18 protein-coding genes are annotated in these 23,579 nt (G+C 57.4%); 5 read left to right on the top strand and 13 right to left on the bottom strand.

All coding sequences use genetic code 11. The annotated features are described in order from the left end of the window. Positions 1–123: 123 nt before the first annotated feature. Entirely contained in the window at positions 124–1,509 is a 1,386-nt protein-coding gene (locus GSQ86_RS18050; RefSeq protein ID WP_158751352.1) for a nicotinate phosphoribosyltransferase, read from the top strand. A 191-nt stretch (positions 1,510–1,700) separates the two neighbouring features. Here GSQ86_RS18050 and GSQ86_RS18045 read toward each other — a convergent pair whose 3' ends face one another. Next, entirely contained in the window at positions 1,701–2,615 is a 915-nt protein-coding gene (locus GSQ86_RS18045) for an N-acetylglucosamine kinase (RefSeq protein WP_158751351.1), read from the bottom strand. Positions 2,616–2,757: 142 nt separating this feature from the next. Continuing rightward, on the bottom strand, positions 2,758–4,035 hold the full coding sequence (locus GSQ86_RS18040; RefSeq protein ID WP_158751349.1) for an ectonucleotide pyrophosphatase/phosphodiesterase: 1,278 nt from the start codon (positions 4,033–4,035) through the stop codon (positions 2,758–2,760). A gap of 88 nt (positions 4,036–4,123) precedes the next feature. On the opposite strand from GSQ86_RS18040, the gene GSQ86_RS18035 reads away from it, so the two are divergent. Together GSQ86_RS18035 and GSQ86_RS18030 are read left to right on the top strand one after the other, a co-directional pair. Then, the gene (locus tag GSQ86_RS18035; RefSeq protein WP_158751347.1) at positions 4,124–5,959 is read left to right on the top strand and encodes a beta-L-arabinofuranosidase domain-containing protein; all 1,836 of its coding nucleotides are present in this window, start codon (positions 4,124–4,126) and stop codon (positions 5,957–5,959) included. 71 nt (positions 5,960–6,030) lie between these two features. Next, the gene (locus GSQ86_RS18030; RefSeq protein ID WP_174239988.1) at positions 6,031–8,853 is read left to right on the top strand and encodes a pitrilysin family protein; all 2,823 of its coding nucleotides are present in this window, start codon (positions 6,031–6,033) and stop codon (positions 8,851–8,853) included. A 36-nt stretch (positions 8,854–8,889) separates the two neighbouring features. Here GSQ86_RS18030 and GSQ86_RS18025 read toward each other — a convergent pair whose 3' ends face one another. Beyond that, positions 8,890–9,435 carry a DUF4337 domain-containing protein gene (locus tag GSQ86_RS18025; protein ID WP_158751345.1) on the bottom strand — a complete coding sequence of 182 codons (546 nt, stop codon included), beginning with the start codon at positions 9,433–9,435 and terminating at the stop codon, positions 8,890–8,892. A 144-nt stretch (positions 9,436–9,579) separates the two neighbouring features. Here GSQ86_RS18025 and GSQ86_RS18020 point away from each other — a divergent pair, with 144 nt between their 5' ends. Both GSQ86_RS18020 and GSQ86_RS18015 read left to right on the top strand, forming a co-directional pair. Next, entirely contained in the window at positions 9,580–9,933 is a 354-nt protein-coding gene (locus GSQ86_RS18020) for a PadR family transcriptional regulator (protein ID WP_158751343.1), read from the top strand. A gap of 74 nt (positions 9,934–10,007) precedes the next feature. Continuing rightward, entirely contained in the window at positions 10,008–12,707 is a 2,700-nt protein-coding gene (locus GSQ86_RS18015; RefSeq protein WP_158751341.1) for an ABC transporter permease, read from the top strand. A gap of 81 nt (positions 12,708–12,788) precedes the next feature. Here GSQ86_RS18015 and GSQ86_RS18010 read toward each other — a convergent pair whose 3' ends face one another. The 10 genes from GSQ86_RS18010 to leuB form a co-directional block, all read right to left on the bottom strand. Continuing rightward, the gene (locus GSQ86_RS18010) at positions 12,789–14,237 is read right to left on the bottom strand and encodes a sensor histidine kinase (protein WP_254062470.1); all 1,449 of its coding nucleotides are present in this window, start codon (positions 14,235–14,237) and stop codon (positions 12,789–12,791) included. A gap of 76 nt (positions 14,238–14,313) precedes the next feature. Next, positions 14,314–14,574 (bottom strand): DUF4174 domain-containing protein, encoded by a 261-nt coding sequence (locus tag GSQ86_RS18005; protein WP_158751340.1) that lies wholly within the window; start codon positions 14,572–14,574, stop codon positions 14,314–14,316. Further along, positions 14,574–14,795 (bottom strand): hypothetical protein, encoded by a 222-nt coding sequence (locus GSQ86_RS18000; RefSeq protein ID WP_158751338.1) that lies wholly within the window; start codon positions 14,793–14,795, stop codon positions 14,574–14,576. The genes GSQ86_RS18005 and GSQ86_RS18000 overlap by 1 nt, the downstream gene beginning before the upstream one ends. Positions 14,796–14,909: 114 nt before the next feature. Next, the gene (gene ilvC / locus GSQ86_RS17995; RefSeq protein WP_158751336.1) at positions 14,910–15,917 is read right to left on the bottom strand and encodes a ketol-acid reductoisomerase; all 1,008 of its coding nucleotides are present in this window, start codon (positions 15,915–15,917) and stop codon (positions 14,910–14,912) included. Positions 15,918–16,042: 125 nt separating this feature from the next. After that, complete coding sequence (ilvN, locus tag GSQ86_RS17990; RefSeq protein ID WP_158751334.1) at positions 16,043–16,633, bottom strand: acetolactate synthase small subunit; 591 nt, start codon at positions 16,631–16,633, stop codon at positions 16,043–16,045. Positions 16,634–16,648: 15 nt separating this feature from the next. Next, positions 16,649–18,403 (bottom strand): biosynthetic-type acetolactate synthase large subunit, encoded by a 1,755-nt coding sequence (gene ilvB, locus GSQ86_RS17985; RefSeq protein ID WP_158751328.1) that lies wholly within the window; start codon positions 18,401–18,403, stop codon positions 16,649–16,651. Between the two features lie 130 nt (positions 18,404–18,533). Beyond that, the gene (gene ilvD / locus GSQ86_RS17980; protein ID WP_158751326.1) at positions 18,534–20,222 is read right to left on the bottom strand and encodes a dihydroxy-acid dehydratase; all 1,689 of its coding nucleotides are present in this window, start codon (positions 20,220–20,222) and stop codon (positions 18,534–18,536) included. Positions 20,223–20,255: 33 nt separating this feature from the next. Beyond that, a complete protein-coding gene (gene leuD, locus GSQ86_RS17975) occupies positions 20,256–20,852 on the bottom strand; it encodes a 3-isopropylmalate dehydratase small subunit (protein WP_158751324.1) in 597 nt (198 codons plus the stop codon). Continuing rightward, the gene (gene leuC, locus GSQ86_RS17970; protein WP_158751322.1) at positions 20,852–22,279 is read right to left on the bottom strand and encodes a 3-isopropylmalate dehydratase large subunit; all 1,428 of its coding nucleotides are present in this window, start codon (positions 22,277–22,279) and stop codon (positions 20,852–20,854) included. The genes leuD and leuC overlap by 1 nt, the downstream gene beginning before the upstream one ends. A gap of 117 nt (positions 22,280–22,396) precedes the next feature. Next, positions 22,397–23,506, bottom strand: coding sequence for a 3-isopropylmalate dehydrogenase (gene leuB / locus GSQ86_RS17965; RefSeq protein ID WP_158751321.1), 1,110 nt, complete (start codon positions 23,504–23,506; stop codon positions 22,397–22,399). Positions 23,507–23,579 lie beyond the last annotated feature (73 nt).

The raw sequence follows: 23,579 nt of genomic DNA, 5'->3' as shown, positions 1-23,579 counted from the left end.
ATTTTGGTATTGTGGCCCGGGCTGAAGGCCCCTGGCTTTTCAAGTCGTTTTCAACGGGCTTAAGCCAGCTGCTTTTTCTAGAAATCAAGAATTAGTCTTGATTTGAATTAGAGTAATTTCATCGTGATCATCAACCTGGCGCGGCGCGCGCATAACCATAACTGGGAGCTGGATCCGATTACGCGCTCCCTGCTGGATACGGATTTCTACAAGCTGCTGATGCTGCAGTTTATCTGGAAGCATTTTCCCAAGACACATGTTTCGTTTTCGTTTATCAATCGCTCGGCGCAGCTGCGCCTTGGCGATGCGATTGATATCGATGAACTGCGGGAGCAGCTGGAGCAGACGCGGAAGCTGCGCTTTCATAAGTCGGAGATTATCTGGCTGGCCGGCAATACGTTCTATGGACGGCGAGGAATTTTTGAGCCTGCGTTTCTAGAGTGGCTGGAAAAAGATTTCCGGCTTTCGGATTATGAGCTTGGGGTTCAGGATGGCCAGATATCGCTGACATTTCGCGGGCTTTGGACGGAGACGACGCTGTGGGAGATTTATGCGCTCTCGACCGTTAATGAGTTGAGGACGCGTGCGGCGTTGAAGGATTTGAGCGAGCTTGAGATGGACATTCTTTATGCGCGTGCGAAGACGCGGCTCTGGGAGAAGATGGCGCGGCTGCTTGGGGTTCCTGACCTGCGGGTGAGCGATTTTGGCACGCGCAGGCGGCACAGTTTTCTGTGGCAGGAGTATGTCGTCAGGGCGATGAGCGATGTGCTGGGCACGAACTTCACGGGCACGTCGAATACGTATCTGGCTTACAAGCATGATCTCGAAGCGATCGGCACGAATGCGCATGAGTTGCCGATGGCGCTGGCAGCGATGGCCGACACGGATGAAGAGCTGAAGACGGCGCAGTATCGGCTGCTGGAGCTGTGGCAGAAAACGTATCAGGGCGAGTTGCTGATTCTGCTGCCGGATACTTTCGGGACGACGCAGTTTTTGCAGGGCGCTCCGGACTGGGTTGCAGATTGGACGGGGCAGCGGGCAGACAGCAAGGATCCTTATATTGCTGGTGATGAATACATAGCGTGGCTGGAAGCGCGCGGGCGCGATCCGAAGCAGAAACTGTTTATCGCATCAGACTCTCTAGATGTAGATGAGATTCTTGGCTTGCATGCTTATTTTGGGGGAACGATTCGCCAGGGACTGCTGCCAGCGGATTTCAAGCAGGCGAGCGATTTTGAGGATGCGAAAAAGTGGACACCCGAGAGGCGGATTCGTTTCAGCGCTGGATGGGGCACCCTGCTGACGAATGATTTTCGCAACTGCAATCCGCGCGGGGATGACGGTTTCGATCCGGCTAGCCTGGTTTGCAAGCTGAATGATGCGGAGGGACGGCCCGCGGTCAAGCTCTCGGATAACTTCCAGAAGGCGCTGGGACCGCAGAGTGAGATTGAGCGCTACCGGCGCGTCTTTGGCGTGGCTGGAGTTGCTGACGCTCCGATTGTGACTTAGTTTACACTCGTTCCAAACCATCAGATCGTCATTCTGAGCGCGCGATCCGCGCGAAGAATCCATGGGAAGTGAATGCGGTTGGATTCTATAAGGTTTCACGATTGAACCCTTATGGTGCTTATGTAGACCGGGCCTTCTCTGGATTCTTGGCTTCGCTCGGAATGACGTTCTTCTTCATGGAGGTTTTTCTGTTATTGCACACCGTTGCGAGCGCGCCAGAGTGCTCCGATGACCGGGTCGACGGCTTCGGGCAGCACTTTCACGGTGGGCAGGCTGCGGTGGATAGTGTCGGTCATGCTTTCGCGAACAAATGCTACGCCCTTGAGGATGCCTCCCACATAGGCGACGCCAGGCATGGGGGCGTCAGGTTCAAGAGCGCGAAGCCTATGGACGGCGTGGGCTGCGTTTTCGCCGAGCATGTGGCCGCCCAGGTGTAGGATTTCGAGCGCTACAGCATCGCCTTGCTCGGCACATTCGACGATGAGCGGCGCAAGCTGGGAAAAGTCGGGCAGGGGCGTTTCATTGCCGATATTGGTGACTTCGCCTAGATTGTCCGCTTTCCAGAAGCGCATGACTTTATCGAGGATCATGGTGGGCTGCTGGAAGTCGTGCGCGCGGAGAGCCATTTTGAGGCCTTCGTGGCCGATCCAGTAGCCGGATCCTTCATCGCCGAGGGCTGGGCCCCATCCGCCGACGTTGAAGGTTTCGCCAGTGCTGGTGCGACCGAGGATGTTTGAGCCGGTGCCGCCGATGACGAGCACTCCGGCCTGTCCGGGAAAAGCAGCGTCGAGTGCGGTGGTTTCATCGCCGACCACGAGAATTTCGCCACCGGCGTGGCGCGAGATGATCTGCTGCATCCACTCTTTTGTCTGCGGGAGGCGCAGGCCCGCTGTTCCTACGCAGGATACTGCTACCTTCTTGAGATCGATGCCGCTCTGGCGCGCGATATCTTCGAGCAGGGCACGCATGTTGGCTTCAGCTTGCGCGGCGGTGACACGCAGTGGCTTGATGCTTCCGTTCTGTGTGCGGGCGATAATTTGAGTTTCGTCGGCGAGGGCGCAGTCGGTTTTGGTGCCGCCTGCGTCGAATCCAAGATAAAAGGCCATTCGTGCTGCTTTCTTTCCCAGGTATTTAACTGTTGTCTTTCTGATCTGAAGGTGAAGAATTTGCTGCGATATCGGTTAGAGATTCTTCCTCCTGTTGGTCGTCAGAATGACGGTAATGGATAACGATACGCAATGATTTCTTTCATTCGCGATCGGCCTCGATGAGGGCGCTGGAGAGAACGTTGAGACTGCCATCGGTGGGCGGAGCCTCCAGTCGCAGGATGCGCGCAACGAATGGGTAGACGTTCACGTTTTCAAAGGGTTTGAGTGTGATTCCGGAGCGGATGTCGGGACCGGTGGCGAAGAAGATGGCCTTCATCTCGGGCATGTCGCGTGGATCGTAGCCGTGAACGCCTGCATTGGGCGGATGGTCTTGTTCATCAGTTGAAGGGGCGTGGGCGCGAATCGCGTAAGGCCCCTTAGGGACGATGATGGGATCTCCGGCGCGCGGATTGCTGTTGTAGTGCAGCCATGCCGGCATGTGAGCGCGGCGGTAGACCATGAATTTGCCGTCGGCGGCTTTGAGCTTTTGGTAGGCGCGGTCGGTGTCGGCTTCAGATTTTCCATAGAGCAGTGCGCCTACGGTCGTGAAGTTGGAGAGGTCAGTGTACTGATCGAGATCGATCCAGGGGCCTTCTTCCTTAGCCATGCCGTGATCGCTGACGATGATGAGATCGATGGGCATGTGCAGGGCGTCGATCGAGGCATGCAATTTTCCGATGAGCGCATCGACGTGTTTGACGGCAGCGGCGACCTGCGGGCTGTCTGGCCCATATTGATGACCGGCGTGATCTACGTTTGAGTAGTACAGAGTGATGAAGTGGGGGCGGTGGTCTTCCGGCATTTTGAGCCAGTCGATGACCTGATCGATGCGCTTTTCGTCGGGGAACTTGTCGTCGTAGTGCAGGTAGTAGCTGGGGCGGACGTTCTGAATCGCGGCCTCGGAGCCGGGCCAGAAGAAGCAGGCGGAGCGCATGCCCTGCTGCTCAGCGAGAACCCATAGCGGTGTTCCGCCATACCAGGAGCCGTCGCTGTTGGTCTTGGGATCGTTGTAGGAATAGAGCTCTTTACGCTGCTCGTCATAGAAGCTCATAGCGACGATGCCGTGGTGCTCGGGATAGAGACCCGTTACGAGCGTGTAGTGATTGGGAAAGGTGATGGATGGATATGACGGAATCATGCCCTCGGGTGCGCTTGTACCTTGTTTGGCCAATGCCAGCAGATGGGTTGCACCGTATTTCTTTGCGTAGTCATAGCGGAAGCCGTCGAGCGAGACGAGCACGACGTAATGTTTCTGTTCCTGTACGAGAGCGTTGGGGCCATTGTCGGCGGTGACGACGGGCGCGATCTGCTGGGTATGAGCAAGTGGAAGTATGCAGAGCAGAAGTGCCGACAGGAAAAGGCGGGTGCGGGTGCGCATGGTTTTGTCCCTTGAACAGATTACTTGATCGTTGGCCAAGGGTGCATGGACGGCGTGATAATCAATGCGTAGTTTTTCAGGGGGCGGAATGACACGGTTGTCGCGTCGGGGATTTTTGAAGGCCGGGACTGTTGCGAGTGGAGGGATCCTGCTGGGGCGCAGAGCGGTGATCTATGCCGAGGGAAATGCGCCGCTGGAGCAATTTGGATATGGCGATGTGCAACTGCTTGAAGGGCCGATGCGCGAGCAGTTTGACACGAATCATGCGTTCTTTCTGGCCATGGATGAGGATAAGCTGCTGAAGCCTTATCGCGAACGTGCCGGCCTGCCAGCGCCAGGCGAGGATATGGGCGGCTGGTACGACAACAATCCGGATTATGACTATCAGCATAATAATGAGCGCGGATTCGCGACAGGACACAGCTTTGGGCAGTATGTGTCGGGACTGGCGCGGGCTTATGCGATTACCGGGGATAAGGTGACGCAGGCGAAGGTGCAGCGGCTGGTGCAGGGGTATGCGCCGACGATCAGCGACAGCTTCTATGAGAATTTTCGTTTTCCCGCTTACACATATGACAAGCTGGTGTGCGCATTGATCGATGCCCATCAGTTTGCGGGGGACTCCGAAGCCTTTGCTGTTCTGAACAAGACGACAGATACGGCGATGAGGCATCTGCCGGAGAAGGCTTTGTCGCGCGCGGAGCAGCGTGCGCGTCCGCATAAGGATTTGTCGTACACGTGGGATGAAAGCTATACGCTGCCGGAAAATCTTTTCATTGCGTACACTCGCGGCGCGGGAAGCCGTTATCGCGAACTCGGCGTGAAGTATCTGGAAGATGATACATATTTCAATCCGCTGGCGAATGGCGAGAACGCGATGATCAACGAGCATGCGTACAGCCATGTAAATGCGTTGAGCTCGGCGATGCAGGCTTATCTTGTTCTGGGCAGCGAGAAGCATCTGCGCGCGGCGAAGAATGCTTTCGAGATGCTGGTGACCGAGCAAAGTTTTGCTACCGGAGGCTGGGGCTGGGATGAGAATTTCTGGAAGCCTGGAACAGGAGCGCTGGCCGCGAGTCTGACCAAATCGCACAGCAGCTTCGAAACGCCGTGCGGCGCGTATGCACATTTCAAGCTGACACGATACCTGCTGCGCGTGACGCGCGACAGCCGCTATGGAGACAGCATGGAGCGTGTGCTCTACAACACGATTCTGGGCGCAAAGCCGCTGCTTGAAGATGGATCGAGCTTCTACTATTCCGATTACAACGACGCAGGAAGCAAGGTCTACCACCCGGATAAGTGGCCATGCTGCTCGGGAACGTTTCCACAGATCACGGCGGATTATGGCATCAGCTCTTATTTCAAAGATGCGCAGACTGTGTACGTGAATCTTTATGTGCCGTCGCGAGTGACGTGGGTCCAGGGGAGCACGCGGTGCGGACTGCGGCAGGAAACGCGGTATCCATGGAGCAACCAGACGGCGCTGTCGCTCTCGCTGACAACTCCGGAGATGTTTGGTGTGGCGCTGCGCATTCCAGCATGGGCTGGCGCAAAGACGCGTGTTTCCATCAACGGACAGAAGGCTGATGCTGAAGTTGTGCCGGGACGATTTGTTACGCTACGACGCACATGGAAGGATGGCGACCGGATCGAAGTGGAATTCGATATGCCACTGCGCACAGAAGCCGTGGATGCGCAGCATCCTGACCTGGTGGCGCTGATGAACGGGCCGGTTGCGTTGTTTGCGTTGCGGGAGACGGGCTCTGTATCTGGTTTGCGGCAGGCCGATCTGCTGCAGGCGCAGCCCATGGGCATGGGAAGCGAATGGATGGTGAAGTCCGGCGCCGGTGAACTGCGGTTGAAGCCCTTTATTGACATCCGAACAGAGCCTTATCGGCTCTATCAGCAGGTCATCGCATAGTGCTGGGGATGCGGCGTGCGGTCTGATATGATCGCGCCACACCTCAAGCCTGTGGGGAGGCCCGTTTCGAAATGCGTGAACGTTGCATTGCTTTGTTAGGAATATTTGCCATGGCTTTTTCTCCGTTGACCGCTGTCGCAGCAGAAGCACCTTCGAAGCTGAAGGTTCCCGAAATCAAATATGAGAGTTACACGCTGCCGAATGGTCTGCAGGTGATTCTGGCGGAAGATCATCGGCTGCCTATCATCGGTGTCGATCTGTGGTATCACGTAGGGCCGGTGAAGGAGCGTGCGGGGCGCACGGGTTTTGCGCATCTCTTTGAGCACATGATGTTCGAAGGCTCGAAGCATGTGGGCGAGAAGGCGCACTTCAAATATCTGGAGGCGGCTGGCGCTTCCGGTATTAACGGAACAACTTCGTTTGATCGCACGAATTATTTTGAGACGGTGCCTTCGAATCAATTGGAACTGGCACTGTGGCTTGAGAGCGACCGGATGGGCTTTTTGCTGGACACGCTCGACCGGCAGAAGCTTACGAACCAGCGTGACGTGGTGCGCAACGAACGACGGCAGAGTGTGGAGAACCAACCATACGGAGTGGTGGATGAAGCATTGGTCCATGAGCTGTTTCCCAAGGATCATCCTTACCATGCGGACGTGATTGGATCGCACGCGGACGTGGAGGCTGCGAGGCTCGAAGATGTTCGGCAATTCTTCAAGCAGTATTACGCGCCGAATAATGCAACGATTGCAATTGCCGGAGACATTGACAAGGCAAAGACGAAAGCGCTGCTGGAGAAATATTTCGGGCCGATTCCCAAGGGTCCTGAGGTGCCGAAGGTAGATGTCGTCACACCACCGATTACTTCGGAGCGGCGCTTGACTGTTACAGATGCCGTAAAGCTGCCGAAAGTGGAACTGGCATGGCTGACGCCCCAGGCATTTATGCCGGGTGATGCGGATGCCGATGTTGCTTCTTATATTCTGGGCGGGGCCAAATCGAGCCGACTCTACCGCAACCTGGTTTACGAGCAGCAGATTGCGCAATCGACGGATTGCTATAACCAGTCGCAGGCGCTGCAATCGTGGACTACGTGTGAACTGGTAGCGCGTCCGGGTGTGACAGCAGAGCAGCTGGAGAAGGCGGCGAACGCGGTTATCGACGAGTTCCTACAATCGGGGCCGACGCAGGCTGAGATTGATCGCGCACGTAATACAACGGAAGCGAATAAGTTTCGCGGGTTGCAGCGCGTAGGCGGCTTTGGCGGCGTTGCCGACACGCTGAATTATTACAACCAGTACACGGGCGATCCTGGGTATCTGCCGAAGGACATCGCACGCTACGACGCCGTGACGATTGCAAGTGTGCAGAAATATGCGAAGTCGAATCTCACGCAGAATCAGCGCGTGACGGTGTATGGAATTCCGGGCAAGAAAGTTGTGGAGGATGTGCCGCGGAGCCCTGACGATACGGATGCGAATGTGAAGATCGAGCCGGAGTATTCGGCTGATTTTGACCAGGCACAGACATGGCGCAAGACTGCCCCGCAGCCAGGACCGCAGCCGAAATTGTCGCTGCCTGAACCGAAGGTCTTTACGCTGGCGAATGGGCTGAAGGTGTATCTGGTGGAATCGCATAATCTCCCGGTGATGAGCGCTTCGCTGATTACGCTGGGGGGCAGTGAAGGTGATTCGCCGAAGAAACCGGGTGTGGCTGGATTTACCGCGGCTATGCTGACGGAAGGTACGGCAAACCGCTCAGCACCGCAGATTGCCGATGATATTGACCAGATTGGCGCAACGCTCTCCAAGACCGCGGGCAACGATAACGCGTTTGTGAGGATCAGCGCGTTGAGCAACGTAACGGATCCGGCGATGGACTTACTGGCTGACGTGAGCTTGCATCCTGCATTCAGCGACAAGGAAATTGAGCGAATTCGCAAGGAGCGCCTTACAGCGCTGATGCAGATGAAGGACCAGCCGGTGCAGGTCGCGTTCATGGTTGCGTCTCGCGCATTGTACGGAGCGGACAGCCCATATGGATATCGCAGCATCGGCACGGAGGCCTCGATCAAGGCGACGACGCGCGACGATCTCTCCGGTTTCTGGAGCGAGCGATATACGCCTGCCAACTCGGCGCTGTTCTTTGCGGGCGACCTAAATGAAAAGCAGGCACGCGATCTGGCGGAGAAGTATTTTGGGAGTTGGTCGGCGAAGGGCACAGTTTCGCAGCCACCGGCTGCACCTGCGCCACCGACACGCCGGGTGATTCTTGTGGATTTACCGGGCGCTCCTCAGACTGCGATCTGGGCTGCTGGACTGGGCGTGCCTCGTTCGACGCCGGACTTCGCGCAGCTGAATGTATTGAATACCATGCTGGGTGGACTGTTTTCGAGCCGCATCAATATGAATCTGCGCGAGCGCCATGGCTACACATATGGCGCATTCAGCCTGTTCCAGTTCATGCGTGGCACGGGGCCATTTCTTGCCGGCGCTTCGGTGCGGACGGATGTGACAGGGCCTGCGGTGCATGAGCTGTTTTCAGAGCTTGACCGCATCCGCACGACGCCGCTGAGCGGGGATGAGCTGGCGATGTCAAAAGATCATCTGATCCGCTCGTTGCCCGGAGATTTTGAGACGGTGGAACAGACCAATGGCAAGATGGCGGATATCTTCACCTATCAGTTGCCGCTGGATTATTACCGCGCATATCCAGCGAAGATTGAGGCGGTGACATCGGAGCAGACAGCAAGTGCTGCCCTTAACTATATCCATCCGGAAAACATGATGTTGATTGCTGTAGGGGATAGAGCCAAGATTCAGCCGGAGATTGAAAAGCTGAATCTTGGACCGATCGAAGAATGGAACACCGACGTCGAGCCGGTGAAGAAATAGTTACAAAGAAAAGCCCGCTACACCGTGGGCTTTTTGTTACAAGTGCAGCAGCAGTACTGTGATGCAGACGGTAAAGCCTGCGGCTCCAAAGCCGATGCCGAGATACCAGTAGGCGCGTTGCCGCGTGAGTAACGTGATCGACGTGATGACGAGACCGATTTCAAGAAGGGCTTCTCCTAAATCGAAACGGTTCGCTTTGCGTTCGGCGTGACGTACTTCCGCTTCATAGTCATGAGCTTTTTGCTGTTCTTCTTTCAGATCGTCAGACCATTTGCCGGCGTGGGTTTTGTAGGTCTCCATGAGCTTGCGCGCGGCGTCGTCGTGGACGGCCAGCACGGAGAGCATATCTGAGCTCAACTGCGTTTCGTTCAGGCGAATCTTCTTTGCCTGATATTCATTCCATTGATCGCTGGCTTTGGCCTGAGAAAGTACAGCTTCCGTATGGGTGCGATGGCCGAGAACGGTGGATATGGCTACCAGCACGGCCAGCACGCTCATAGTGAAGCTGACCGGACGAAGACTGGGGTTTTTGGCTGCCTGTTCGTGCTCTTCCTGTAATTCCTGAGCTTCATTTGGTTCCATGTAAGGCGAAACTTCCATTCCAAAAAAATGATGATAGTTACTGATTGATTGTTGCAGGAAGTGGCGTGGCCGGGAAGTCTGAGCGCAATTGAGACAAGGGATGTAGACAAACTACCGCCCAGATAGTAATTTGTCTACATCCTTATGGCGCCGAAAGAAAATTACAAAAACCGTATTGAATTGTTGCAGGGAACGCTCGATATGTTGATTCTGCAAACGCTGCAGTGGGGCGCGCAGCATGGGTATGCCATCAGCCAGGCGATTCGCGCCAATTCCGGAGATGTGTTGCAGGTGGAGACTGGCTCGCTGTATCCGGCTCTTCATCGACTGGAGCGGCAGAAGTGGGTCAAGTCGGAATGGCGGCAGACGGAGAGCAATCAGCGAGCGAAGTATTACCAGATTACGGCTGCTGGCAAGCAGCAGCTTGCCTCGAACCGCAGCCGGTGGGCACAGATGGTTGCCGCGATTGGCGGGGTGTTGGAAGCGGAGCCGGAGTAAGGATAAATCCCACGCTTTCGTAAAGTGAGCGAAAGGATGCGGCACCCAGGTTTTGCAGTCTGCGGAGGGATGTGATGCGGTGGTGGCGGAAGAAAAGCGAATTGGATGCAGAGATCGAAGCGCATATCCGCATGGCTGTCGAAGATCGCGTGGCGCGCGGAGAAGATGCGGCGACGGCACGGCATGAGGTGGAGCGTGAGATGGGCAACGTGGCTTTGACGAAAGATGTCGCACGCGAAACGTGGGGATGGGTGTGTCAGGAGCGTCTGCTGCAGGATGTGAAGTATGCAATGCGGCAGCTGCGGAGGTCGCCCGCGTTTGCGGCGACGGTGATCACTACGCTCGCGCTCGGAATTGCTGCTCCGGCGGCGATGTTTACGGTGGTGGACCGAGTGATGCTGCGTCCGTTACCCTACGCGGATGCGGGACGTCTGATGCTGCTCAATGCCGCCAGCCAGCGCAACGAACAAGGAGGAAATTCCGGCGCGCCGTATCTTGATCTGCAGGAATGGCGTAAGTGGAGCAGGAGTTTTGAGGGCATCGGTTTTTATGCACAGGCCAATGGGCGCAATTTCCTTGAAGGTGCGACCGGCACGGAAGCTGTTGGCTTTTACAAAGTAAGCGCGAATTTATTCGCGGTGCTGGGTGTATCGCCGGCGCTGGGTCGTGACTTTCGCAATGATGCGGATGGGTTCGCGCAAAGCCCGGATGCAAACAGCGTCATTCTGAGCGACGCGGCATGGCGCTCGATGTTTGGAGCCGACCCGGGCATTGTAGGCAAGTCGGTGAAGGTCAGCGGAACTCCGTATGTCGTCGCGGGTGTGATGCCGCGCGGGTTTACGTTTCCCTATGCTGCGGGAAATTCCTTGTTTGGAGGAGGGCTGGATGCGTGGACGCTGGCGCAGTTAGGAGATGACGACAAGGGCCGCACCGATGGGACACCGGACTATACCGTTGTTGGAAGGCTGAAGCCGGGTGTAAGCGAAAAGCGCGCGGAAGCCGAACTGGCGACGCTGCAGAAGCAGATTGCTGTCGGGTATGTGGATCCTGAGGCACGGCAGAAACATTCCGGTGCATGGATTGAAAAATATGGCGATTCGCTAGTGGAGACGGACACGAAGCACGCTTTGTTCATGCTGCTGGCTGCGTCCGGCGTGCTTTGGCTGATTGCCTGCGTAAATACGACGAACCTGCTGCTGGCGCGGGCGATGGCGAGGCAGCGCGAGATTGCCGTGCGCGGGGCTCTTGGGGCGGGACGCTGGCGCATCATGCAGCAGTTCATCGTGGAAGGGCTATTGCTGAGTTTTTGCGGCGCGGGCTTCGGACTAGGGCTGGCCTTGCTCGCAGTGAAATTATTTGCACGCGGTATGAAACATCATTTGCCGTTGCCTGTGTCTGCTGCTCCGGATTGGCGCATTTTGATTGCATTGCTGGGATTGACGCTTGTTTCGGCACTGGTTTCTTCTGTCTGGCCGGCGTGGATGTCGGCGCACGCTCCGGTTGAGCCAGCGCTGAAGCAAGGCGGACTGCAAAGCGGTGCTGCGCGAGGACAGAACCGCATGCGCAGCGTGCTGGTAATGGTGGAGATTGCCCTGTCTATGACGTTACTGGTTGGCTGCGGATTGTTGCTACGCACGCTTTATACGCTGCGACATGTGCCACTTGGCTTTCGTACCGATCACATCATTGTGGCAAATATGCAGATTCCGGGGTACAAGTTTGCTGGCGAGAACATGACGAACAATTTGTATATGCCACTGCTGGAGCGGGTGAAACATCTGCCTGGCGTGCAGTCGGCTGGCTTAATGTCGGAAGTGCCATTGGGAGGAACTTTCAATATTCATCTTGAATTGAAGATGGATGCGGCCCAGTCTCCGACTCGGAAGTCATGGAAGGTTGACGCTCTTCTCAACGCTGCTACCCCTAACCTGCAGCAGGTGTTCGGATTCAAGATGCTGGCAGGCCGCTTCTTCAATATGCAGGACACGCCATCGTCGCAGCCGGTATTCGTCGTCAACCGCGCTTTTGCCCGTGAATATTCGCCCGATCAGCATGACCTGAGCAAAGTCGTTGGCATGAAGCTATGGCATATCACCTCAGGCAAGGATGCGGAGATTGTGGGCGTGCTCGATGACGTGCATCAGAGCGCTATCGCTCAGCCGTCTCAGCCCGAAGTCGAAGTCGCTATTTCCCAGGTCACTCCCGAAAGTGGAATTTACAAAACGATGGAAGGCATCGCCATGGATATTGCGGTGCGTACCGATCGCGATCCAAAAGCCGTCATTCCTGAACTGCGGGAGGTACTGCGGCAGGCTGATCCGGCGCTGGCGGGGAGCAATTTCACTACGATGGACCAGGTAGTTGAGGACTCATTCGGCAGTCAGCAGCTAGCAGCACATTTGCTTGAAATCTTTGGTGGCTCGGCTTTGCTTCTTTGTGTCGCGGGCTTGTATGGATTGCTGGCCTATGTTGTTTCGCAGCGTACTCGCGAACTCGGTGTGCGGCTTGCGCTTGGGGCGCAGCGCGGCGATCTGCTGTGGCTGGTAATGCGACAGGCGAGTGTGATGCTGGTGTCTGGCGTAGTCATCGGATTAGCGCTGGCGATTGCTTCCGGACGTGTCGTGCGCAGCTATCTTTACGGTGTAAGCGCGCGCGATGGATGGACGCTGGGCATTGTGGCTGTGACTCTGCTTCTGGTTGGATTGCTCGCGGCTTATCTGCCTGCACGGCGAGCGGCGATGGTTGATCCGATGGAAGCGCTGCGGGCGGAGTGAAGTCGGCGCTGGATATCTTTCTTTCCCATCCTTTCGCAAGATGCGCGAAAGGATGAGGCATCCGTTCGGTGGCGTTCAATTCTAGTAGGCCTGCAGTTGTTCGATGGGCAGGCGTATCTGGAAGCAGGTGGCGCCGGGTTCGGATTGCACGCGGACGTAGCCGCGGTGTTTGCGAACGATGCGCTGCACGGTGTCGAGGCCGAGTCCTAGGCCGCTTCCAGGAGCTTTCGTTGTGTAGAAGGGCTCGAAGATGCGGTCCTGCAGGTCGGGCGGGATGCCGGGACCGTTGTCCCACACTTCGATCAGCAGCATGTCGCCGGAAACCTGTACGCCGAGGGTGATCTTGCCTTCGTCGTGAATGGCGTCGAGAGCGTTTTCGAGAATCGCCATCCAGACCTGGTTGAGTTCGCTGGCATAGGCGCTGATATGAGGCAGATCGGGCGCGTAGCGGCGTGCCACGTCGACGTGCTGGAGGCGCGATTGCAACATGGCCAGTGTATTTTCGAGGCCCTGCGGGATGTCGATCTCCTGAATCGGCGCCTGATCCATGTAGGAGTAATCCTTGATGGCGCGGATGAGGTCGAAGATGCGAGCGGTAGAGTCGAGCATGGCGTTGGCCATGTTTTCTGCCCGCAGCGAAGAGGAGAACTGTGTGAGCACGACCGTGAGTGCGCTGCCATCGAGGAAGCCTGCTAATGGCTCGAGCTGCTCCGGAGTGACGCCTGACTCTGTCAGCTCGGGCGAGATTTTCCATGGCGTTTCAATATCGTGTCCACGCATCCACGTGAGCAGAGCATCTTCGCGGGCAGAGAATTCCAATTGATTGCGAGCTTCTTTTGCCTGCGCGCGAATCGTATCCTGCCACTTGCGCACATCAGCGAGATGTTTCGCGGAAAGACAAAGACTGCCGAGGCGATATTTTTCATGCCCGTAGACATGCAGCTCATCGAGCAGGCCGGAGGCAGCGCGTTGCGCCGCCGATGCTGGATTGTTCAGCTCGTGAGCGAGATTGCCGGCCAGCTTACCAAGTGCGCTGAGCTTCTCCGCCTGCTGTTCCATGCGTGTGACTTCGCGCACGCGATCGAGCAGCACGCTGACGCACCGTTGGGTCATCGACGGTACGACCTCAAGCATCTCTGGGAAAAGATCTTTGGGATACGAAAGAGCCCAGGTAGGAGCTGTAGCGTAGCCATGGCCGCCATAGGTTTTCATGCGCGAGAAGGGAAGCAGGCCGGAGAGGATGCCGGAGCGTCCGACCCAGATAGCCGTAGGGCCAGCGTGCTCGCGGCGAACATGAATCTCGCCCTTGAGCATAATCGTCATTTCATTGGCAGGTTCGCCTTCGCGGAAGATGGTCTCGCCTGCGTCGGCAAAACGCTCGGTGCCATGCTCGGCAAGCCACATGTATTCAAACTCTTCCATGCCCTGCAGCGGAGCCACACGCTTGAGGGCAGCGACGATCTCCTTGAGCGGTGTGGGGCCTTGGGGGATAAGTCGTTCGGGGGTGGGGGCGATGCTGGCTGTATTCATAAGACCCTACCTGACTTTGATGGTACATCTTAGCCCAGGATGCATTGAACACATGTCAAGAAACTGTTGAATGGCACTAATTCGAGTGCGGACGCTCCATTTCGACCTTTCGATCGGGCATGGAGTCAATCAGGGAATTGAGCTTTGCGATACTCACCGGCACATCGCTGCGGAGCTTGATTTCTCCATCTTCTCCCAAAAGGAAAATAGCAAATTCATCTTCCGAAATATGGAATCGGTTACGGATTGCGATGATTTCTTTCGCTCCGATGATTGCATAGGGAGTATCAAGCGGTGCCTGGTATTTAGCTGATTTTGCGAGGATGGGAACGAACATCACGAAGCGATCATCATATCGTCAGCAGCTTCGTCGAGTGTCGATTGCTGTTTTTTCAGGCGCGGATCGGTAGCGTCTGGACAGAAGACGAGCAGCGGCCGGTAACAGCGGCGCATCTGCGCAAGAGTTGTGGGGCGCAAGGCACAGCTTGAGTGCGCCTGTGCGAAGAGAAGCGCAGGAGTGCAAAGGAGTATGGCGAGAGGGAGGCTGCGGATCGTCATACGCTTCTATTTTTTATGATACAGGTGCTGCTTTGGAGGTTAAAAAGAAACCCCCCCACCCTTCGCCTTCGGCTCAGGATGGGGCACTCAAGTTTCACCGTGGCTTTGTGATCGTTACGCCTTGATAGTGACCGGATCGAGAAAGGGCATGGCTGCGCGGAGCTCTGCACCGACCTCTTCGATCTTGTGCTTGGCCTCTTCTTTGCGGATTGCATCGAACTTCTTCTTGCCAGTCTTGTTCTCGTCGATGAAGTTCTTGGCGAAGGTGCCATCCTGAATTTCGGAGAGCAGTTTCTTCATCGCGGCACGAGTTTCGTCGGTGACGATGCGCGGGCCTGCGGTGTAGTCGCCCCACTCGGCAGTGTTCGAGATGGAGTAGCGCATGTAGGAGAGGCCACCGCGATACATGAGATCCACGATGAGCTTCAACTCGTGCAGGCATTCGAAGTAGGCAAGCTCGGGCTGGTATCCAGCTTCGACCAGCGTCTCAAAGCCAGCCTTGACGAGAGCGGCAGTGCCTCCGCAGAGGACGGCCTGCTCGCCGAAGAGATCGGTTTCGGTCTCTTCCTTGAAGGTGGTTTCAAGCACACCGGCACGGGTGCAGCCGATGCCCTTGGCGTACGAGAGTGCGAGTTCGAGCGCTTTGCCGCTGGCATCCTGTTCCACCGCAACGAGGCCGGGTGTGCCGCCGCCTTCGGTGAAGACTTCGCGCACGCGATGGCCAGGGGCCTTGGGCGCAACGAGGAAGACATCGACGCCTGCGGGCGGCTTGATGGTGCCATAGCGAATGTTGAATCCATGGGCGAAGACGAGAGCTTTGCCGGGCTTGAGGTGAGGCTCAACTTCTTTCGTGTAGACCTCGGCCTGCGTCTCATCGGGCGTGAGGATCATGATGACATCGCCCCATTCGGCTGCTTCGGCGATGGTGGAGACTTCGAGGCCTGTCTTCTTCGCTTTGTCGATGGACTTGCTGCCGGCGGGTAGACCGACGCGCACATGCACGCCTGAATCCTTGAGGTTGAGCGCGTGCGCGTGTCCCTGCGATCCGTAGCCTATGATGGCGACCTTCTTTTGCTGGATGAGCGAGAGATCCGCGTCCTGGTCGTGATACGTCTTTGCCATTCTTTCTTTCCCTTCGTGGTGTAAACCGGGGCTGAAACCCCGTATTTGTGTGATCCTGGTTCACCGGGCTAAAGCCCGGTGCTTCTAGCTAAAAACTCGAATTGATTCCCGGACGAACGACGTCCTTATTTCTGGAAATTGGATTCTTCTTCGACGAGATCGAAGACAGCAGCATTCTTTGTCTCGTTCTCTGAGGCAGTCGCGACGCGCATGGCTTCGAGGACGCGGCTGGTGTGGTGGCCACGGCGCATGACCATGCGTCCGGTGCGTGAGACTTCGAGGATCGGATCGCCGCTTTCGATAAGGACCTGAATCAGCCCTTCGATCTTGCTTTCGACGCCGGTGATCTCGATCATCAGCGATTCGGGAGCGAGATCGACAATACGCGCGCGGAAAACCTCGACCAGCTCGAAGATATGCGATCGCGTCTGCGGCGTGGCCCCCACCTTGATGAGCGCGAGCTCGCGGCTGACGTTCGCTACCTGGTCCATGTCGTCGACTTCAAGCACATTTTCGAGCTTGTAGAGGCTGGCCACAATGCGATGACCGGCGGAGGTGGACGAGAGCGCAACGATAGTCATGCGCGAGACGCCGGGTCTCTCGGATCGGCCCACAGTGAGCGAGACGATGTTGACGTTGAGACGGCGGAAGAGCGATGCGACGCGCGTGAGCACGCCCGGTTTATCTTCTACGAGTGCAACAAATGTATGCAGCATGGTTACAAATTATCCTTATGCGTCTTCCGCTGTTTCGATCATTGGATTGTCAGGGCGGCGAATCATTTCGTGCAGCGCCGAGCCTGCGGCAACCATCGGGTAAACGGAGTCTTCTTTTTCTACGAGGAAGTTGATAAGAAATGGTCCCTTGGATGTACGCGCAGCGCTGACTGCTGATGCAACTTCCGTACGCGTTCTAGCGGTTGCGCCGGGGATGCCGTGAGCGTCAGCCAGCTTTACAAAGTCAGGGCTGAGAATGGGCGACGAGGCGTAATTCTTGTCGTAGATGAACTCCTGCCACTGGCGCACCATGCCGAGGAAGCCATTGTTGATGATGGCGATATTGATGTCGAGATTCTCCTGCGCGATGGTGGAGAGTTCGGCTGCGGTCATCTGGAAGCCGCCGTCACCGGCGATGACCCAGACTTCTTTTTCCGGGCAGGCGATTTTTGCACCGATAGCTGCGGGCAATGCGAAGCCCATCGTGCCCAGGCCGCCTGATGTGACGAGCGAGCGCGGCGCATCGTGCTTGTAGTATTGCGCTTCCCACATCTGGTGCTGGCCTACGTCGGTGACAACGATGGCCTTGCCGTCGGTCGCGTTCCAGAGATCATTAATGACATGCGCGGCGTAGAGATGGCCGTTGTCAGGCAAATTTTTGATGTCGCGTACGGAACATTCGCCTTTCATCTCGCTGATCTCGCGTATCCACGGCGAGCTTGCGCGCGAAGAGATGTGAGGCAGCAGGATTTCTAGGACCTGCTTGAGATCGCCGACGAGTGCGACGTCTACCTTTACATTCTTGTTGATTTCAGCTGGATCGACTTCGATGTGTATCTTCTTTGCGTTAGGCGCGTAGGTGGCGAGCGTTCCGGTCACGCGGTCATCGAAGCGCATGCCGCAGGCTATGAGCAGATCAGCTTGCTGGATGGCCTGATTGACCCAGGCTTCGCCGTGCATGCCCATCATGCCAAGTGAGAGCGCGTGCGAAGCAGGGAAGCCGCCGAGTCCGAGCAGGGTGCAGGCAACGGGAATCTGTATGCGTTCAGAGAGGGCGCGCACCTGGTCGACAGCTCCGGACTGGATGACGCCATGTCCGGCAAGGATGACGGGCCGCTTCGCTTCGCGGATGAGTTTGGCTGCATCGGTGACCGAATCGGCGCTGTGGCTCTGCATCGGATGCGGACGGTAGGTCCTGGGTGCGGCGGCTTCAAAATCGAAGAGCGCTGAGTTCTGCTGCGCGTCCTTGGTGATATCGACAAGGACGGGGCCAGGACGTCCGGATTTTGCGATGAGAAAGGCTTCGCGGAGCGCGGGGGCGATGTCTTCAGCGCGCGTCACCAGAAAATTGTGCTTGGTGATAGGCAGCGTGATGCCGGTGATATCGACTTCCTGAAAGGCGTCGGAGCCAAGCACTTTGCTCGAGACCTGTCCGGTGATGCAGACGATGGGAATCGAATCCATCATGGCCGTAGCGAGGCCGGTGACGAGATTGGTAGCGCCCGGACCTGATGTTGCCATGGCAACACCGACGCGGCCCGAGGCGCGCGCATAACCATCGGCCATATGCGAGGCGCCCTGTTCGTGGCGAACGAGGATATGGCGGATCGGGAATTTACGCATCGCGTCGTAGATTGGCAGAATGGCCCCGCCGGGATATCCGAAGACATCGCTCACGCCTTCCCCGACGAGCGTAGCCCAGACAATCTCTGAGCCGGTGAGGCGAGTAGCGTCTGTTGATGGTGAGTCGTTTTGTGAGCTTTGACCCATGATGTCTGACTCCTATGAGGTGCTGCTGAGCGATAAAACTGCAGGTCCTTCGACCACGCGCTTTGCGCTCCGCTCAGGATGAAAACCTGAAACTCATTCGTAATGCGAGGACTGAAGTCCTCGCGTCCTTTTAGTTCGTAACTGCGCCTAACGATGCCGATGAAACTGCATCGGCGTACTTGCGGAAGACGCCGCGTTTGTACTTCGGCTCGGGGGCCTTCCAGTTTTGTAACCGTGACTGTAACTCTTTTTCCGGTATCTCTACTTCGAGCTTGCGGTTCGGGATATCGAAGTGAATGATGTCACCTTCTCGGATGGCGGCGATGGGACCGCCGACTGCGGCTTCCGGCGCAACGTGTCCGACCATGAGGCCGCGGGTGGCTCCTGAGAAGCGGCCATCGGTAAGCAGGGCGACGGTTTCCGATAATTCGGGAATGGCAACAAGCGCAGCCGTGATCTGAAGCATCTCTCGCATGCCGGGACCGCCTTTGGGGCCTTCGTAGCGGATGACGAGGACTTCATTCGGCTTGATGCTTCCGGAATCCACGGCGCGGAAGGCATCTTCTTCGCAGTCGAAGACGCGCGCGGGCCCGCGATGCTCGAGGCGATTGTGGCCTGCGACCTTGATGACGCAGCCTTCGGGCGCGAGATTGCCTTTGAGAATGACCAGGCCGCCGGTGGGCTTGATCGGCGATGAGGCGGGATGGATCACATCCTGATCGGGCGCTTCGACGGCTTCGGCTGCTTCTTCGGCGATGGTGCGGCCGGTGACGTGAATACAGTCTTTATGCAGAAGACCGGCATCGATGAGTCGCGCTGCGAGCAGACGGCTGCCGCCTGCGTTGTGGTAGTCGGTTGCGACGTATTTGCCGCCGGGCTTGAGGTCGCAGAGCAGTGGCGTGTTGCGGCTGATCCGGTCGAAGTCATCGACGGTGAGCTTGATGCCGACTTCATTGGCGATGGCGATCAGGTGGAGAACAGCGTTGGTCGATCCACCGGAGGCGGCAACCGCGGTGATGGCGTTTTCGAGCGACTCACGCGTGATGATCTGGCTGGGGCGCAGGTTTTGGCGGGCGAGTTCCATGACCATCGCTCCGGCCAAGCGCGAGGCAGCGTGCTTTTCGGGAGATAAGGCGGGCACGCCCGACAAACCGATGGGCGAGATGCCGAGAAATTCGCAAGCCATGGCCATGGTGTTGGCAGTGAACTGGCCACCGCAGGCTCCCGCGCCGGGACAGGCATTGGCTTCGATAGCTTCGAGTCCGGCGTCGCTGAGCTTACCGGCGGAGTGTGCGCCGATGGCTTCGTAGACATCCTGAATGGTGATGGCTTTGTTGTTGAGATAGCCGGGCGCGATGGAGCCGCCGTAGAGCATGAGGCCGGGGATGTTGAGGCGCGCGAGCGACATGACGGTGCCGGGCATGTTCTTATCACAGCCGGCGATGCAGACGAGGCCGTCGAAGAGATTGCCGCGCGTTACGAGCTCGACTGAGTCGGCAATCACCTCGCGGCTGATGAGTGAGGCCTTCATGCCCTCGGTGCCCATGGTGATGCCGTCGGAGATGGTGATGGTGTTGAACTCCATCGGAGTGCCGCCTGCTTCGCGGATGCCCTGCTTTACAGCTTCAGCGATGGTGCGCAGATGGAAGTTGCAAGGGCCGATCTCCGTCCACGTATTGGCGATGCCGATGATGGGCTTATACAGGTCTTCTTTCGTGAAGCCGATGCTGCGCAACATGGCACGCGCTCCGGCACGATTGGGGCCTTCTGTGAGAGCGTTGCTGATTCTCTTTGCGTCGTCTTTGCCGTTCTGACTCAATGTGCTTCTCCGAGTGGTTAGGCGCGTCGTGGTTTATGTTCTGGGCGCGAGCCAGTGTTTGGTATTGTGGGCTTGTTCGAAATTGTCGAGCTTGTCGGCATGACGCAGCGTGAGGCCGATGTCATCCAGCCCTTCGAGCAGGCAGTAGCGGCGAAAGGGATCGATAGAGAACTTCGCCGAGAATCCCTGATCGTCGTGGACAGTCTCGTCTTCGAGTGAGACGTGTAGCTTGTAGCCTTCCGTCTTCGCAGCGCGATCAAGCAGCGCCTGTACCTGTTCTTCTGGCAGTGTGATGAGCAGAATGCCGTTCTTGCCGGCATTCGAGTGAAAGATGTCCGCGAATGAAGGCGCGATAACGCAGCGGTAGCCGAAATCAGAGAGCGCCCAGGCTGCGTGTTCGCGCGAGGAGCCGCAGCCGAAATTCTTAGCGGCAACGAGAATCTGCGAGCTCTTGTGACGTGGCTGGTTGATTTCGAAATTCGGGTCCTGCCGCCAATCAAAGAAGAGAAACTCGCCGTAGCCGGTGCGCTCGATGCGCTTCAGGAACTGCTTTGGAATGATCTGGTCGGTATCGACGTTGACGCGGTCAAGCGGCGTAACGACGGATGTGAGCGTGCGGAATGGCTGCATTAGGCCAGAACCTCCTCGCCTTTGAATTCCCACTGGCGGATGTCGGTGAAGTGGCCGGTGACGGCTGCGGCCGCGGCCATCTCGGGGCTGACGAGATGTGTGCGTCCGCCGCGTCCCTGGCGGCCTTCGAAGTTGCGGTTACTGGTGGAGGCGCAGCGCTCGCCGGGTTGCAGGATGTCGGGATTCATGCCGAGGCACATGGAGCAGCCAGGCTCGCGCCATTCGAAGCCTGCGTCGAGAAAGATTTTATCGAGGCCTTCTCTTTCCGCTTGCTGCTTCACCAGGTGCGAGCCGGGAACGACCATCGCGCGAACGTGCGGGCTGACGTGATATCCGGTGACAACTTTCGCGGCGGCGCGCAGATCTTCAATGCGCGAGTTGGTGCAGGAGCCGAGGAAGACGCGGTCGACAGGAATCTCCTCGATGGCGACGCCGGCTTTCAGATCCATGTATTCGAGCGCCCGCTCAAAGGCGCGGCGGTCATTGTCGGATTGTGCTTTGGCTGGATCGGGAACGCGGTCCGTGACCGGGATGACCATGCCGGGGTTGGTTCCCCAGGTGACATAAGGGGCGAGGTCTTCCGCCTTGATGATCATCTCGCGGTCGAACTTTGCATCGGGATCGGTTTTGAGCTTGCTCCACGAGGCAACGGCCTCGTCCCATGCTGCGCCTTTGGGTGCGTGTCGGCGGCCTTTGAGATAGGCGAAGGTGGTTTCGTCGGGAGCGATCATGCCGGCGCGCGCACCTGCCTCGATGCTCATATTGCAGACCGTCATGCGACCTTCCATCGAAAGCGAGCGGATGGCGGAGCCAGCATATTCAACCACATAGCCAGTTGCGCCGTCGGTGCCAATGCGTCCGATGATGCCGAGGACGATATCTTTTGCGGTGACGCCCTGAGCCAGCTCGCCTTCGACGGAGATGCGGAAAGTTTTCGGCTTCGATTGCGGCAGGCACTGTGTCGCCATGACGTGCTCGACTTCAGAGGTGCCGATGCCGAAGGCCAGCGCGCCGAATGCTCCGTGGGTTGAGGTGTGCGAATCGCCGCAGACGATCGTCATGCCGGGCTTGGTAAGGCCGAGTTCAGGCCCGATAACATGGACGATGCCTTGCTCGATATCTTCCACGTCATAGAGCTCGACTCCGAACTCTTTGCAGTTTTTGCGCAGCGTGTTGATCTGCTTGTCGGCGATGGCGTCTTCAATGATGAGGCGATTGGTCGTAGTCGGAACATTGTGATCGACGGTGGCCACAGTGCGGTCGGGGCGGCGGAGTTTGCGTCCGGCCAGTCGCAGGCCGTCAAATGCCTGCGGCGACGTGACCTCGTGGACAAGATGCAGGTCAATGTAGAGCAGTGTCGGCTCGTTTGCCGGTTCGGCTACGAGGTGCTGCTCCCAGACTTTTTCGAATAAAGTTTTTGCTGCCATTCTGACTCCCGTTTTCAATCGCCGGGCTAAGAAACCCAGGTTAGCTTCACGAACCTGGGGCACCCGATATGTTCCCTTGGTAAATCGAAAATCATTTATCCGTCATTCTTCGTCGGACTAAACGGCGTGCATGGCTTGCCGTCTGTCGATGATCTCGTTCAACGTTTCGTGTACCTGCTTGCCCATCTCCTGCGTCGAGAGCACCATCTTCTTGTCCTTCTCACTGCGGGCAAGGTCAGCGGTGCGGTAGCCCTGCTCGAGAACTTTGCGGACAGCGGTTTCAATGGCGGCTGCGTCCTGTTCAAGATTTCCTGAGTGGCGGAGCAGCATCGCTGCCGTAAGAATCGCTCCTAATGGATTCGCGAGTCCTTTGCCTGCAATATCGGGCGCGGAACCGTGGACCGGCTCGTAAAGATTCACCTGTCCGCCGATGGTGGCCGAGGGCAGCATGCCGAGCGATCCCGTGATGACGGCGGACTCGTCGGAGAGAATGTCGCCGAAGAGGTTTTCGGTGAGCACCACGTCATAACTGCGCGGTGTATTCATCAGGTGCATGGACATGGCGTCGACGTATTGATGATCAAGGGTCACGTCGGGATAATCCTTGGCGACTTCGGTGACAGTGGCGCGCCAGAGCTGTGAGACTTCGAGGACGTTGGCCTTATCGACGGATGTCAGTTTTTTGCGGCGCTTCTGCGCGAGTTCAAAGGCGACACGGGCCACGCGGATGACTTCATCACGGGTATAACGCATTGTGTTCCAGGCCGAACCGGCTTCGCGATCCCATTGGCGCGGCTCGCCAAAATAGAGACCGCCGAGCAGTTCGCGGACAAAGAGGATGTCGGCACCGTCGATGACTTCCGGCTTCAGGGGTGAATTCGCTGCAAGCGCCGGATGTGCGAAGGCCGGGCGCAGATTAGCGAAGCCGCCGAGCGCCTGGCGGATCTGCAGTAGACCGGCTTCGGGACGCTTGTCGGGCGGAAGGGAGTTGAACTCATTGCCACCGACCGCTCCGAGGAGCACGGCATCGCTTTCCAGTGCGCCATCCAAGGTTGCCTGGGGCAGGGGCGTGCCTTGTGCCTTGATGGCCGCGCCACCGATCAGCGCTTCGCGAAATTCAAACTCGTACCCGCCGAGTTCTGCGACCGAGCGCAAAATGCGCGATGCTTCCGCGGTGACTTCGGGGCCAATACCATCTCCGGCAACAACAAGAACCTTCAGCTTCATCTTTATGCTTTCTCCCAAGAGCTTCCGGGGCTCAAACCCCTCTCTTCTGTGCTCGTTTCACTGGGCTGAAGCC

The sequence above is a fragment of the Acidobacterium sp. S8 genome, from assembly GCF_009765985.1.
GTDB lineage: Bacteria > Acidobacteriota > Terriglobia > Terriglobales > Acidobacteriaceae > Alloacidobacterium.
This window is presented reverse-complemented; position numbering and strand designations above follow the sequence as displayed.

Excerpts from the sequence above, each read along its gene's own strand:
- GSQ86_RS18025 (WP_158751345.1), bottom strand. The coding sequence starts at position 9,435 with ATGGAACCAAATGAAGCTCAGGAATTACAGGAAGAGCACGAACAGGCA.
- GSQ86_RS18040 (WP_158751349.1), bottom strand. The coding sequence starts at position 4,035 with ATGCGCACCCGCACCCGCCTTTTCCTGTCGGCACTTCTGCTCTGCATA.
- GSQ86_RS18035 (WP_158751347.1), top strand. The coding sequence starts at position 4,124 with ATGACACGGTTGTCGCGTCGGGGATTTTTGAAGGCCGGGACTGTTGCG.
- GSQ86_RS18045 (WP_158751351.1), bottom strand. The coding sequence starts at position 2,615 with ATGGCCTTTTATCTTGGATTCGACGCAGGCGGCACCAAAACCGACTGC.
- GSQ86_RS18030 (WP_174239988.1), top strand. The coding sequence starts at position 6,031 with ATGCGTGAACGTTGCATTGCTTTGTTAGGAATATTTGCCATGGCTTTT.
- GSQ86_RS18010 (WP_254062470.1), bottom strand. The coding sequence starts at position 14,237 with ATGAATACAGCCAGCATCGCCCCCACCCCCGAACGACTTATCCCCCAA.
- ilvB (WP_158751328.1), bottom strand. The coding sequence starts at position 18,403 with ATGGGTCAAAGCTCACAAAACGACTCACCATCAACAGACGCTACTCGC.
- leuD (WP_158751324.1), bottom strand. The coding sequence starts at position 20,852 with ATGCAGCCATTCCGCACGCTCACATCCGTCGTTACGCCGCTTGACCGC.
- GSQ86_RS18005 (WP_158751340.1), bottom strand. The coding sequence starts at position 14,574 with ATGTTCGTTCCCATCCTCGCAAAATCAGCTAAATACCAGGCACCGCTT.
- leuB (WP_158751321.1), bottom strand. The coding sequence starts at position 23,506 with ATGAAGCTGAAGGTTCTTGTTGTTGCCGGAGATGGTATTGGCCCCGAA.
- ilvN (WP_158751334.1), bottom strand. The coding sequence starts at position 16,633 with ATGCTGCATACATTTGTTGCACTCGTAGAAGATAAACCGGGCGTGCTC.
- GSQ86_RS18020 (WP_158751343.1), top strand. The coding sequence starts at position 9,580 with ATGGCGCCGAAAGAAAATTACAAAAACCGTATTGAATTGTTGCAGGGA.
- ilvC (WP_158751336.1), bottom strand. The coding sequence starts at position 15,917 with ATGGCAAAGACGTATCACGACCAGGACGCGGATCTCTCGCTCATCCAG.
- GSQ86_RS18015 (WP_158751341.1), top strand. The coding sequence starts at position 10,008 with ATGCGGTGGTGGCGGAAGAAAAGCGAATTGGATGCAGAGATCGAAGCG.
- leuC (WP_158751322.1), bottom strand. The coding sequence starts at position 22,279 with ATGGCAGCAAAAACTTTATTCGAAAAAGTCTGGGAGCAGCACCTCGTA.
- GSQ86_RS18000 (WP_158751338.1), bottom strand. The coding sequence starts at position 14,795 with ATGACGATCCGCAGCCTCCCTCTCGCCATACTCCTTTGCACTCCTGCG.